A 12,427-nucleotide genomic window follows, 5' to 3' on the forward strand; every position below is an offset into this window, starting at 1 on the left:
GCCCTCAGGCGACCGCGATCCGGATCGCCTGAACGAGAAAGGCGAGCCCGACGAGCGTCACCAGCCAGCGGCGGATGAGGCGGAACTGCGCGTCGCTGATCCGGTCGAGGATGATGCCTCCGACACTGATCCCGGCCATCGACGCGGCGACGGCGACGAGCGTGGCGGGAAGTGCGAGCGCTTCGCGCCCTTCGGCGCTGACCAAGAGGCCGCCGTAAACGAGAATCTTCGAGGCATGGCCCATCGCCTGCATCACCGCCTTGGTCGCGACGACCTGATGCCGGTTCAGCATAGTGTTGACGAACAGCAGGTCGCTTACCGGCCCGGAGACACCCGAGATCAGCGAGATGGCGTTCGCGACGAAGCCGCCTGTGACCGCGTGCGAGCGTTTGCTGGCGTCGAGCCGGATCCAGCGTTCGGGAAGCCAGACGAGGATCGGGGTCAGGCCGAGTCCGAGGAAAACGAGGAATTTGGTCGGCGCGAACAGGATGACAGAGAAGAGCGCGAGCGACGCGGCTGATCCGAGCCCGAACCAGACCAGCACCGGCCACGCGATGTGCCGCCGGTGGAGCAGAAAGCGCCAGGTGTTCGACGCGAACTGAATGACACCGTGCAGCGCGAGCGCGAGTGCGGCAGGCAAGAGCCAGGTGAGCACGCCCATGAAGACGATGCCCCCGGCCATGCCGAAAACGCCCGAAAGGATGGAGGTAAGGAAAGCTGCGACGACGATCAGCGCGCTTGCCTGCATCGTCGTTCACGCTTTCCGTGCAAACCGCAGTCTTGCGGTGAAATTGGTCGGGACGAGAGGATTCGAACCTCCGACCCCCACACCCCCAGTGTGATGCGCTACCAGGCTGCGCTACGTCCCGACCGGCCCCATTGGGCAGGCGTGGCCCCTAGCGCGGGTTGGCAGACGATGCAAGGCTCTCCTGAGCAAAGTCGACCGGCGGCGGGTGCGGCGTGCCATGGCCGCTACCGTCTTGATCTGTCGGCGGCGGCCCCCATGTGGGACGGGTCTGGCGGGGGAGGCTGCGCAGCGAGCGGTTGCGTCCATATTCCCCGCGTGATAGGCGCCGCGCCATTATTGTGCCCGCCCGTTCCGCTGGACGGGTGCCGCTGCAAAGAGAAAGTCTTTCGTTCATGTCGACCAATTTGCTTCTGACCCAGGCGGCTGGCTCCGGGGGCGGGGCCGCCGGTTTCATCATGCTGGTGCCCTATCTGCTGATCTTCGTCGTTTTCTGGTTCTTCCTCATTCGCCCGCAGCAGGTGCGGATGAAGGAGCATCGCAACAAGATCGCGGCGGTGAAGCCGCGCGATCAGGTCGTGACCGGCGGCGGGATCGTCGGCAAGGTGACGCGCGTCGACGATGAATTCGCCGATGTCGAAATCGCGCAGGGCGTGAAGATCAAGGTCGTGAAATCGACCCTGTCCGACGTGCTGGCGCCCGGCGGCAAGCCCGCGAACGACTGACGTTCCGGCGGCGCGCCGTGCGCCGCCCAGACCAACCGGAATCCCCCCTATGCTCGATTTCCCGCGCTGGAAAACCATCGGCATCAGCATCATCCTGCTGCTCGGTATCCTTTTTTCCATTCCCAGTTTCCTGCCGTCCAAGACGTTCGAGAGCCTGCCGAGCATTGCGCAGATCAAGGTCAATCTGGGCCTCGACCTTGCCGGCGGCAGCCACTTGCTGCTCGAGGCCGACGTCGCCGACCTGCAGAAGACGCAGCTCGCGAACATGGAAAAGACGGTGCGTACCGCGATGCGCGGCGAGCGCGGACCCGACGACGATATCGCGATCGGCGAACTGTCGACCGCGGGCGGCAAGATCAGCTTCCTCGTTCGCGACCAGCGACAGCTCGACGCGGCGCGCGACCGGCTATTCAACGAGACCGGCGGGGCCGGAATCTCGACCGGGCAGCGCGACTGGCAGATCGACGTCATCGACACGACGCGGATCGTCATGACGCCGACGGCCGCCGGTCAGACGGAGGCGATCAAGAATGCGATGGATACGGCGCGCGAGATAATCGACAAGCGCGTCAACGCGCTCGGCACGCGCGAACCGACGATCATCCGGCAGGGCGACGACCGCATCGTCGTGCAGGTGCCGGGCCTGCAGGATCCGCAGCAGCTGAAAGACCTGATCGGCAAGACCGCGCGCCTCGAATTCCGGATGGTCGACGCCAACGCTGACCCTGCCGAGGTTGCCGCGGGTCGCGTTCCGGTGGGCAGCGAGATCGTTCCCTATGCCGAAGGCGCCAATGCCGGCGGAGCTCCTTACGAAGTGCTGCGCCGCCAGGTGATGATCAGCGGCGAGCAGCTGCTCGACGCCAAGCAGGGCTATGACGGGCAGTCGGGGCAGCCGGTCGTAAACATCCGTTTCGATTCGGGCGGTTCGGCGACCTTCGCCAAGGTCACCGCGCAGAATGTCGGCAAGCGCTTTGCGATGGTCCTCGACGGCCGCGTGCTGTCGGCCCCGTCGATCAACGAACCGATCCTCGGCGGCAGCGCTCAGATTTCGGGCAGCTTTACCGTCGCGACCGCGAACAACCTCGCGATCTCGCTGCGTTCGGGTGCGTTGCCGGTGAAGATGACGGTGGTCGAGGAACGGACGGTCACGCCCGAGCTCGGCGCCGATTCGATCCGCAAGGGCATCATCGCGGGGATCGTCGCGACCGTTTCGGTGCTGACGCTGATGGTGCTCGTCTATGGCCGCTTCGGCGTCTATGCCAATGTCGCGCTGTTCTTCAACATCTTCCTGATCATCGCGATCATGGCGGCGTTCAACGCGACGCTGACCCTGCCGGGTATCGCGGGCTTCGTGCTGACGATCGGCGCAGCGGTCGACGCGAACGTGCTGATCAACGAGCGTATCCGCGAGGAATTGCACCGCGGGCGGCGCGTCTTCCAGGCGGTCGAACTCGGCTATTCGGAAGCAAGCCGCGCGATCTTTGACGCCAACGTCACCAATGTCATCGCCGCGTCGCTGATGTTCTGGTTCGGCTCGGGCCCGATCAAGGGCTTTGCCGTGGTGCTGACCATCGGCATCGTCACCAGCGTCTTCACCGCGGTCACCGTCACGCGCCTGTTCGCGTCGCGCTGGCTGCACAAGACGCGTCCGGCGTCGATCAACATTTAAGGAAAGGGCGACATCATGCGTTTGCTGAAACTCGTCCCCGACGACACGAACATCGATTTCCTGAAATGGCGGAAGCTTGCTTCGGCCATGAGCTTCATCCTCGTCGCCATCTCGATCGCGCTCGTTGCGGTCAAGGGGCTGAACCTCGGCGTCGATTTCGTCGGCGGCCAGTCGGTCCGCGTCGAATTCAACGGGACGATGCCGCCGATCGACCAGATTCGCGAAAAGGTCAGCGCGATCGGCCTTGGCGAGCCGACGATCCAGCAGTTCGGGTCGGACAAGGCGGTGTCGATCCGCACCGCGCTGCCCGAGGGCGACAAGACCGTCGCCGACCGCGCGGGCCGGCAGCTGGTGGCGGGCATCCAGAAAGCGTTTCCGACCGCGCATACTGGGTCGGTCGAAACCGTGTCGGGCAAGGTGTCGGGCGAGCTGATCAGCACCGGCGCGCTCAGCCTCGCGCTCGCGATGCTCGGCATCTCGATCTATATCTGGATCCGCTTCGAATGGCAGTTCGGCGTCGGCGCATTGGGCCGCCTGTTTCACGAAGTCGCGCTGACCTTCGGCTTTTTCGCGGTCACGCAGTTGCAGTTCGACCTGAACAGCATCGCGGCGCTGCTGACCATCGTCGGCTATTCGCTGAACGATACGATCGTGGTGTATGACCGCGTACGCGAAAATCTGAAGAAATATCGCAAGATGGACATCGTGCCGCTTCTGAACCTCAGCATTAACGAGACGCTGTCGCGCACGGTGATGACGAGCGTTTCGGTTTTGCTGGCGCTCGCGATGCTGCTGATCTTCGGTCCCGACGTGATTTTCGGTTTCACCGCGGCGATGCTGTTCGGCGTTTTCGTCGGCACCTATTCGTCGATCCTGATGTCGACGCCGGTGCTGGTGTGGCTGAAGGTCGGCTCCGACAGCTTCATTCCCCGCACGACCGCCGCGAACGAGGGCGCCGAGCGTGTGACGCGCAAGGAAGACGACGGCGCGGTGGTCTGATTGCTAGCGGCCGGCGCAGCGGCGGAGATGCTCCGCCAGCTCGCGGCCGTTTCGGTCCCAGTCGAAGCGGCCGCCCAGCGTGGCGGCGACGTCCGCCGGCGATGGCGGTGCGGCGAGCAGCGCGCGGACCGCGTCGGCAATCGCTTGTGGGGTGCGGTCGACGATGCGCCCGGCGACGGGTGCGGTGACGAGTTCGGCGCCGCCGCCCGCGTTGCTGATGACGATGGGTGTGCCGCAGGCGAGCGCCTCTACCCACGCATTGGCCAGCCCTTCGCTCGCCGATGGCATGACGACGATGTCGGCGGCGCTATAGAGCATCGGCAGGTCGGCGTTGGCGACCGGACCCATCAGATGGACGCGGTCTGCGACGCCCAGCCGCTGTGCGAGTGCGCGGTAGCGGGCTTCCTCTTCGCCCGCACCCGCCAGCCAGTAATGGACGCCTGGAAGTGACTTCAGGGCTTCAATGACGAGCGCCTGCCCCTTGCGCGGAATGAGGGCACCGATAGTTGCGATCGCGGGTTCCTCACCCATCCCGAGCGCGGCGCGCGCGGCGGCGCGGTCCGCCGGATGGAACCGGGCCGTATCGATCCCTGTATAGTGAACGGCGATCTTGTCCGGATCGATGCCGATCGCGGCCATGTCGCGCCGCATCGCGTCGGAGACGGCGAGCAGGCCTGCGGCGCGATTTCCCGCTTCGAGCACCTGGGCCTTCGTCGCCGGGTCATGGCCGAAATGGCTGATGTCGGCGCCGCGCGCCTTCGCGGAGAAGGGGAGGCCCAGCGCGTCGGCGATACGCATCGCTGCTGGGCCGTCGGGGTAAAAGAATTGCGCGTCGACGACGTCGAACGACTGGCCTCGGACGGCCGACAGGACGGCGCGTGCGACCTTCGCAGGGTTGAGACGCGCGCTGTAGCGCGGGATCAGCGTAAAGCGCGGACGATGGACGGTGAGACCGTTCCATTGCTCGGCGTACGGCAATGCGCGGAGAGCACGGTAGCGCTCGTGCAGCGAAAGCGGGAAGGGCGGGAGTCCGACGGGTGCGATGACGGTCAGGTCGATGCAGGGCTGCACGGCGAGCGCGCGCAGACTCCTCTCGACGAACAGGCCGAAGTTCGGCCGCGCAGCGTCGGGGAAGAGGGTGGCGATCGACAGGACGCGAAGAGGCGAAGTCATACTCGCCCATCCACCTTTTCGTCATTGCGAGCGAAGCGAAGCAATCCAGACTGTGCGTAGACCGCTCTGGATTCCTTCGCTTCGCTCGCAATGACGGGCTTCAGGATCACAACGTCCGAATCAATCTAACCGCGATCGCCGCCCATGGCGGGTTGCTCACGACCTGTTGTCGTTGACCGGTGCCGAGCGGGAGCAGGTGGAGCTTTTCGCCGTCGACGTTGAGCAGGCGCGCGAAGAAGAAGCGGCCGGCCGGGCGGGGAACGAGGATGTCGCGGTTGAGGGCAGTCGTCCAATCTCCCTCGATCCGGCGGCACCAGATTTCATCGCCCGCCCGATAATCGCCGATCGACGAGGTCACGCGCACGGCGACCATATCCTCGCCCGGACGCGCGGTGAGCGCCTGTTCGACCCGCGTCGGCGCCTGGGCACCGTCGGCGCCGAGGTGCGCGGTAATGGTGAGCTGCGTATCCTGCGGCAATTGGACGAGCTCGGCGGCTTCGACCCCCAGCGCCTTGGCGATGCGGTTCATCCAGCCCAATGACAGCGTTCGCGTGCCGGTTTCGAGGCGGCCGATCGTCTGCGCGGTCGTCGGCGGATCACAGCGCTGCCCGACTTCTTCAAGCGTCAGCCCCTTGGCACGACGCACGGCGCGGATGCTGTTGATCATTGCCTATCCCCGAATAACCAAATCGGTTTCTTCTTTCCTACAAAATAATCCAATGTCAAGCCGGTCGTGCAAGACAGGAGAATCGCATGACTGCACGCCGCCTCGAAACGCGCATCCATCCCGACGACCGGATCGATCCGGACAAGGCGGGGCCGCAGGTGATGCGGCATGTCACGGTCAATGTGGCGGAAAGTCCGATCGCCTGGCTGGCGTCGCGCGGGATGCTGACGCCGGAGCAATTGCACGCGGGCGAGCGGCTACGCGCCGATTACGAGCGCGCGGGGCTGGCGGCGCGGGTGACGATGCGGTGGGACGCGGCGCCGCCGGCAAAGGGGCGTGGCGGAGCGCGGGCTTCGGATGCGTCGCTGGCACGGATCGACGCGCACCGGCGCTTTCATGCTGCGATCGACCATGTCGGGCCGGGGCTTGCCGATATCTGCTGGCGCGTTGTGTGTGCGGGAGAGGGGATCGGAGAGGCGGAGAAGGCGCTGGGCTGGCCCACGCGGTCGGGGAAGCTGGTACTGGGGCTGGCGCTCGACCGGGTGGCGCGGTTTTACGGGATGGGATGATTCTAGCCGAATATGCGCTGGGCCTCGCTCTCGTCATCGACATAGGTGTTGGCCACGCGCTGCGATTTGGTGAGATAGAGCGACCAGATCGTGGCGAAGATCAGCGACTGGAAAACGCCTTTTACATATTCGGCGTCGATCTGGTTGATATTCTCCGGCCACAGCACGCTGGCGACGATGAAGTCGAGTGCAAGCGCGCCGATGGAGACAACCCACAAGCCCCGGACGACGAGGCGAACCGTCGAGCGGTTCTGGACCCAGATGAGGCGATAGGCGAAATAAAGCGTTGCGGCGATCGTCGCCGCCGTCAGGCTCCAAGTGAAGCCCTCGTAAATCGTCCATTTGCTTCCCAGCTGGTCTTCGACTATCGGGTCGATCTGAAGCAGCGCGGCCGTCTGGACGACGGCGCGTATCGGCGAAATCACCGCGAGGATGATCACGAAAAGGCGCAGCCAGCCGGCGACGCCCTTCAATTCCGGTGTTTCTGTCGTATCTGCCATGCCCCGTTCCCCCTTCGTGCTTGTGACGGGAGAAGGGTCGGCGCGCAACTCCGGAATTATCCCAGCGCTTCAGCCTCTTCGGCTAGTGAAAGCCAGCGGTCTTCGGCGGCCGCCTTTTCGTTCCGGAGCGCGTCGAGTTTTGTCGTCAGCGCGTTGAAACGGGCGTTGTCGCGCGTGAACAGGCTGCCGTCGGAGAGCTCGGTTTCGATGGCCGCCATTTCCTTCTCGATCTCCTCGATCCGGGTGGGGAGCAGGTCGTAGTCGCGCTGGTCCTTGTAGCTGAGTTTCTTGCGCGCCTGCGGCGGTGGAGGCGGGGCAGCTTCGGACGGGGTGGCCCTGGTCTTCGTCACGGCGGGTTTGCTGCGCTTCGCTTCCCAGTCGGCATAGCCGCCGGCGACGATGTCGACCTTGCCCGATCCGTCGAGGCCGAGCGTCACGGTCACGGTGCGGTCGAGGAAGTCGCGGTCGTGGCTGACGAGGAGGACGGTGCCTTCGTAATCCGCGATAACCTCCTGCAACAGGTCGAGCGTTTCGAGGTCGAGGTCGTTCGTCGGCTCGTCGAGGACGAGCAGGTTCGATTCGCGGGCGAATTCGCGCGCCAGCAAGAGCCGCGAGCGTTCGCCGCCCGAAAGCGCGCCGACGCTGGCATTGGCGACCCCGGGGTCGAAGAGGAAGTCCTTGAGATAGCCCTGCACATGCTTCTTGACCCCGCGCACCTCGATCCAGTCGCCGCCGTCGGCGAGGACGTCGCGTACCGTCTTTTCCGGCGCGAGCAGGCTGCGCTGCTGGTCGATGACGATGCCGTCGAGCGTCGGCGCGAGGGTGACGCTACCCTCGTCGGGCTTGATTTCGCCGGTGAGCAGTTTGAGCAAGGTCGACTTGCCCGCACCGTTCGCGCCGACGATGCCGATGCGGTCGCCGCGCTGAACGCGGAAGGTGAAGTCCCTGATGATCGTGCGGTCGCCGAAGCGCTTGGTGATATGGTCGGCGGTGATCACCGATTTCGAGCGGACGTCGTCGTTGGCTAGGCCGAGCTTGGCGACGCCGGGGCCGCCGATCATCGCAGCGCGGGTCGCGCGCATTTCGTGCAGCTTTTCGAGGCGGCCCTGGTTGCGCTTGCGGCGCGCGGTGACGCCGCGTTCGAGCCAATGCGCCTCGAGCCGGAGCTTTGCGTCGAGCTTTTCGGCGGCGCGCGCTTCCTCGGCGAACACCGCCTCCATCCATGCGTCGAAGCCGCCGAAGCCGATTTCCTTACGGCGGATGCTGCCGCGGTCGAGCCACAAGGTCTGGCGTGTCAGGCGGGTCAGAAAGGTCCGGTCGTGGCTGATCGCGACGAAGGCACCGCTATAGCGCGCGAGCCAGCTTTCGAGCCAGTCGATCGCCGCGAGGTCGAGGTGGTTCGTCGGCTCGTCGAGCAGCAGCACGTCGGGATTTTGCGCGAGCGCGCGGGCAATCGCGGCGCGGCGGCGTTCACCGCCCGAGGCACTCGCGGCCTCGCGTCCCATGTCGATGCCGAGCTGGTCGGCAATGGCCGCGACCTCATGCTCGGGCGGGGCGTCCGGGCCGGCGATGGCATAGTCCATCAGCGTCGCGAAACCGCGGAAGTCGGGCTCTTGCTCGAGCAGCACGACATGCGTGCCGGGGACGATCGTGCGCTTGCCCTTGTCGGGTTCGATGCGCCCGGCAAGCAGTTTGAGCAAGGTCGTCTTGCCCGCGCCGTTGCGGCCGATGAGCGCGAGCCGGTCGCGTTCGCCGATATAGATGTCGAGATCCTGGAACAGCCAGCCAGAGCCCTGAACCAGACCGACGCCTTCGTAAGAGAGAATGGGGGCAGCCATGATGAACGGCTCGCTACTGGCGCGTTCAGCATCATGCAAGCGCCGACAGAGCAAAGGCCGGAACGCACCCGCTCTGTCAGCGTTGGAGGGGCGGGATCACACAAGGCCGGAACTCCGGTTCACAGGAGAATGAAATGACGAAGCAAATGCTCACCGCTATGGCTGCGGGCCTGGTGCTGGCGGCCGCGACGCCGGCCATCGCGCAGCAAGGAGGTTCGACGGTGACGACAGCTACGACGCAGGGTCCGATTCTGTCCTTCAGCGTGAGCGAGGAAGTGCGCTCGCGCCCCGATCAGGCGACCGTCGGCGCTGGGGTCACCACGACCGCGCCGACCGCGGTCGAGGCGATGCGTCTCAACGCCGCCGCTATGGACAAGCTGATCGCCGCCGCGAAGGCGAAGGGGATCAAGGCCGAGAATATCCAGACGAGCGGCATCAACCTGTCGCCGCAGTACGACTATAACAACAATGGCAACGGCCAGCCGCCGCGCTTCATCGGCTATCAGGTGTCGAACAGCGTGCGCGCGACGACGTCGAAGATCGACGACATCGGGCCGCTAGTCGATGCGCTCGTCGCGGCAGGCGGCACCAATGTCGACGGGCCGTGGTTCGGGATGAAGGATCCCGACGCGCAGCTCGTCGGTGCGCGCGGGTCTGCGATCAAGGCGGCCGAAGCGAAGGCGGCCGACTATGCCAAGCTAGCCGGCTTTCGGGGCGCTGAACTGGTCTCGATCAGCGAAGGCAGCTTCGGCGGGCCGCAGCCGCCGATGCCGATGGTGCGCCTGCAGGCGATGGACGCGGCGGGCAAGGCGACGCCGGTCGAGCCGGGGCAGGTCGCCAATACGCTGACGCTCAGCTTTCAGTATCGGTTGGTTCGGTAATCTGGTGCCCCGGCGAAAGCTGGAGCAAAGATAAAGGCCGCTGCCAATGGGCCCCGGCTTTCGCCGGGGTTCACTCAGCCCAGTTCCCCCTCCGCCCACGGCCAGGGGCGCTCGCGGAACCATTTGGTGATGATATATTTGCGGCCTTTGCGCACCTTCATCCCATGGTGGAGTGTGTCGGGGTTGGGGGTGCCGTCGGGGCGGACATTGTTCCAGGCGAGCAGCTTGCCGGTTTCGGGCTGGTGCATCTTTCCGGTCGCAAGGAAGCGCGTTGCGCCGCCTGCGGGCGGCTCGTTGAGGTAGATCATCAATGTCCAGCTCCGCTGGCCGGGTATCGCGCAATAGGTTTCCCAGTCGGCGCCGCCGGGATCGAAATAGTCGGTGTGCGCCTTGAACTCCTCGCCGACGTCGTAACGTTGTCCCTGCAGCGGCTCGCCATATTCGAGCGGGATGCCGGTGAGATCGTGGAGTCGGTTGTTCACCGCGACGACAATCGGATTGCGGTGGTCGAGATCGCAGGTCGAGCTGGTGCGGAAGGCTTCGTCGCCGTTCGGATCGGCGATCGTCGAGGGGCGCGCGTCGCCGTCGATCAGGGCCATCAGCGCGGCGCATGTGTCGGCATCGAGAAAGCGCGTCAGCATGAACTGCTGCAGTTTCGGCGAAGGCGCGCGGCGGATGCCGGGGACGGCGGAGAGCCGGTCCGCGGTGCGGTCGGCGCCCGAGGTCGCCATGTCGACATGATCGTTGCCAGCCATGGCGCGCTTTTAGTGGGGCGGGGCCATGCGAACAATGCTTGACGAACAAGGGGTGCGCGCCTATCGCCGCGCGCTGTCGCAGGCGGTTTCGCCGGGCGTGTGGCGACCATAGCTCAGTTGGTTAGAGCGCCGGTTTGTGGTACCGGAGGTCGCGGGTTCGAGCCCCGTTGGTCGCCCCATTTTCACCATCATTGCGCATATGCGGGATTTGGGGTGACACTTGCCCCATGACGGATTATTACGCCCTAACGTAATTTTCTAACGCGAGGAGTCGCGCATGTCTGCTGTCTGGGATTTCGCCGATTTCGACGATCATGAGCATGTCCACATGTTCCGCGATCGGGCGAGCGGGCTGACGGCGGTTATCGCGGTCCATTCGACGCACCTCGGCCCCGGCGCGGGCGGGGTGCGCTACTGGCATTATCCGCAGCGCGCGGCGGCGATCACCGATGCGCTGCGCCTGTCGCGCGGCATGAGCTACAAGAATGCGATGGCGGGCCTGCCGATGGGCGGCGGCAAGGGCGTGATCCTGGCCGACGAAAATGGCGCCAAGACGCCCGAACTGCTCGCCGCATTCGGCCGCGCGGTCGATTCGCTCGGCGGCGCCTATGTGACCGCCGAGGATGTCGGGATCACCGACGCCGACATGGTCGAGATCGCTAAGCAGACGAAGCATGTCAGCGGGCTGCCCGTCGCGAGCGGCGAGGCCGGCGGCGATCCGGGGCCGTTCACCGCGCTCGGCGTCTATCTGGGGATCAAGGCGGCGATTCGCGAAGGCCTCGGCACCGACAGCGCGGCGGGCGTGCGCGTCGCGATACAGGGCGTCGGCAGCGTCGGCGGCGGGGTCGCGCGGCGGCTGGCGGCCGAGGGCGCGAAGCTGACCCTCGCCGACGTCAATCTGGCGCGCGCCAAGGCGCTGGCCGAAGAGCTGGGCGCCGAGCTCGCCGATTCGGCGGCGATCATGGAGGTCGAGGCCGACGTGCTGAGCCCCAATGCGCTTGGCGCGATCCTGACCGAGCGCAGCATCGAGAAGCTGCGCGTGCCGATCATCGCGGGCGGCGCGAACAACCAGCTGGCGACTGCGGCCGACGGCCAGCGCGTTCACGATCGCGGCATCGTCTATGCCCCCGACTATGTGATCAACGCGGGCGGCATCATCAACGTCGCGCTGGAATATCTGGGGCAGGGCAGCCGCGAGGAAGTCGAGAGCCGCATCCACCTGATCCCCGGCCGGCTCGCCGAGATATGGGCCGAGAGCAAGGCGAGCGGCACGCCTGCGTCGGTGGTTGCCGACCGGATGGCGCAGAAGCTGATCGGGCGGGGGTGATAGGCATAACCTATGCAGACTGTCATCCCGGCGAAGGCCGGGATCTCGCCGGTGCTTTGGGGCGAGATGGTGAGATCCCGGCCTTCGCCGGGATGACGATATTGGTGGCTGGTCTGGGCGTCGATTTCCGCTAAGCCTCCCCGCGATGAAACGGCACTTCTATCTGGTCGCAGGCTGGGCTTCGCTGGGACTCGGCGCGATCGGTGCGTTCCTGCCGCTGCTGCCGACGGTGCCGTTCGTCATCCTTGCGGCCTTCTGCTTCGCCAATTCGTCGCCGCGGCTCGAGGCGTGGCTGCTGAACCATCCGCATTTCGGACATCATATCGTCGCCTGGCGCGAGAAGGGCGCGATCAGCCGCAAAGGCAAGGTTGCGGCGACTGTCGCGTTCGCCGCGAGTATCGTGCTGGCGGCAATCCTGTCGCCCTGGCCGTGGGTCATGCTGCCGGTGATTGCGGCGGCGGTAACGGGGAGCTGGATCTGGACGCGGCCAGAGGCTTGACGTCACGCACCGCACGGGCAACAGAAGCGCCGCCGGGTCGCGCCGGGGCAATTCACTGGACCGACAAATCGGCCTCACCT

At 65.7% G+C, this 12,427-nt stretch carries 13 protein-coding genes and 2 tRNA genes; 8 read left to right on the forward strand and 7 right to left on the reverse strand.

Annotated features, from left to right (window positions below; genetic code table 11):
• Positions 1–4: 4 nt before the first annotated feature.
• Both QOL68_RS03595 and QOL68_RS03600 read right to left on the reverse strand, forming a co-directional pair.
• Complete coding sequence (locus QOL68_RS03595) at positions 5–748, reverse strand: TSUP family transporter (protein ID WP_282947018.1); 744 nt, start codon at positions 746–748, stop codon at positions 5–7.
• A gap of 44 nt (positions 749–792) precedes the next feature.
• Positions 793–869: transfer RNA gene (locus QOL68_RS03600), tRNA-Pro, on the reverse strand.
• A gap of 271 nt (positions 870–1,140) precedes the next feature.
• Here QOL68_RS03600 and yajC point away from each other — a divergent pair.
• The 3 genes from yajC to secF are packed head-to-tail and all read left to right on the forward strand — an operon-like array spanning position 1,141 to position 4,138.
• A complete protein-coding gene (yajC, locus tag QOL68_RS03605; protein ID WP_058457429.1) occupies positions 1,141–1,470 on the forward strand; it encodes a preprotein translocase subunit YajC in 330 nt (109 codons plus the stop codon).
• A gap of 49 nt (positions 1,471–1,519) precedes the next feature.
• Positions 1,520–3,139, forward strand: a complete 1,620-nt coding sequence (secD, locus tag QOL68_RS03610) for a protein translocase subunit SecD (protein WP_282947020.1) — start codon at positions 1,520–1,522, stop codon at positions 3,137–3,139.
• A 15-nt stretch (positions 3,140–3,154) separates the two neighbouring features.
• Entirely contained in the window at positions 3,155–4,138 is a 984-nt protein-coding gene (gene secF, locus QOL68_RS03615) for a protein translocase subunit SecF (RefSeq protein ID WP_282947022.1), read from the forward strand.
• Positions 4,139–4,141: 3 nt separating this feature from the next.
• Here secF and QOL68_RS03620 read toward each other — a convergent pair whose 3' ends face one another.
• The gene (locus QOL68_RS03620) at positions 4,142–5,311 is read right to left on the reverse strand and encodes a glycosyltransferase (RefSeq protein WP_282947024.1); all 1,170 of its coding nucleotides are present in this window, start codon (positions 5,309–5,311) and stop codon (positions 4,142–4,144) included.
• A gap of 106 nt (positions 5,312–5,417) precedes the next feature.
• Positions 5,418–5,978, reverse strand: coding sequence for a helix-turn-helix domain-containing protein (locus QOL68_RS03625; RefSeq protein WP_058457425.1), 561 nt, complete (start codon positions 5,976–5,978; stop codon positions 5,418–5,420).
• Between the two features lie 86 nt (positions 5,979–6,064).
• On the opposite strand from QOL68_RS03625, the gene QOL68_RS03630 reads away from it, so the two are divergent.
• Entirely contained in the window at positions 6,065–6,547 is a 483-nt protein-coding gene (locus tag QOL68_RS03630) for a DUF6456 domain-containing protein (protein WP_282947028.1), read from the forward strand.
• A 2-nt stretch (positions 6,548–6,549) separates the two neighbouring features.
• On the opposite strand, the gene QOL68_RS03635 is transcribed toward QOL68_RS03630, so the two are convergent.
• Together QOL68_RS03635 and QOL68_RS03640 are read right to left on the reverse strand one after the other, a co-directional pair.
• Positions 6,550–7,047 carry a DUF2569 family protein gene (locus QOL68_RS03635; RefSeq protein WP_282947030.1) on the reverse strand — a complete coding sequence of 166 codons (498 nt, stop codon included), beginning with the start codon at positions 7,045–7,047 and terminating at the stop codon, positions 6,550–6,552.
• Positions 7,048–7,103: 56 nt separating this feature from the next.
• The gene (locus tag QOL68_RS03640) at positions 7,104–8,885 is read right to left on the reverse strand and encodes an ABC-F family ATP-binding cassette domain-containing protein (protein ID WP_282947032.1); all 1,782 of its coding nucleotides are present in this window, start codon (positions 8,883–8,885) and stop codon (positions 7,104–7,106) included.
• Between the two features lie 134 nt (positions 8,886–9,019).
• On the opposite strand from QOL68_RS03640, the gene QOL68_RS03645 reads away from it, so the two are divergent.
• Positions 9,020–9,766, forward strand: coding sequence for an SIMPL domain-containing protein (locus QOL68_RS03645; protein ID WP_282947034.1), 747 nt, complete (start codon positions 9,020–9,022; stop codon positions 9,764–9,766).
• Positions 9,767–9,840: 74 nt separating this feature from the next.
• On the opposite strand, the gene QOL68_RS03650 is transcribed toward QOL68_RS03645, so the two are convergent.
• Positions 9,841–10,521, reverse strand: a complete 681-nt coding sequence (locus QOL68_RS03650) for a prolyl hydroxylase family protein (RefSeq protein WP_231729109.1) — start codon at positions 10,519–10,521, stop codon at positions 9,841–9,843.
• Positions 10,522–10,623: 102 nt separating this feature from the next.
• On the opposite strand from QOL68_RS03650, the gene QOL68_RS03655 reads away from it, so the two are divergent.
• The 3 genes from QOL68_RS03655 (at position 10,624) to QOL68_RS03665 (ending at position 12,347) form a co-directional block, all read left to right on the forward strand.
• Positions 10,624–10,700 (forward strand) — tRNA-His (locus QOL68_RS03655).
• Between the two features lie 98 nt (positions 10,701–10,798).
• A complete protein-coding gene (locus QOL68_RS03660; protein ID WP_058457568.1) occupies positions 10,799–11,848 on the forward strand; it encodes a Glu/Leu/Phe/Val family dehydrogenase in 1,050 nt (349 codons plus the stop codon).
• A 145-nt stretch (positions 11,849–11,993) separates the two neighbouring features.
• Positions 11,994–12,347 carry a YbaN family protein gene (locus tag QOL68_RS03665; RefSeq protein WP_204993108.1) on the forward strand — a complete coding sequence of 118 codons (354 nt, stop codon included), beginning with the start codon at positions 11,994–11,996 and terminating at the stop codon, positions 12,345–12,347.
• Positions 12,348–12,427: the final 80 nt, after the last annotated feature.

Origin of the sequence: Sphingopyxis sp. Geo25 (assembly GCF_949769135.1) — a bacterium.
Classification (GTDB): Bacteria; Pseudomonadota; Alphaproteobacteria; order Sphingomonadales; family Sphingomonadaceae; genus Sphingopyxis.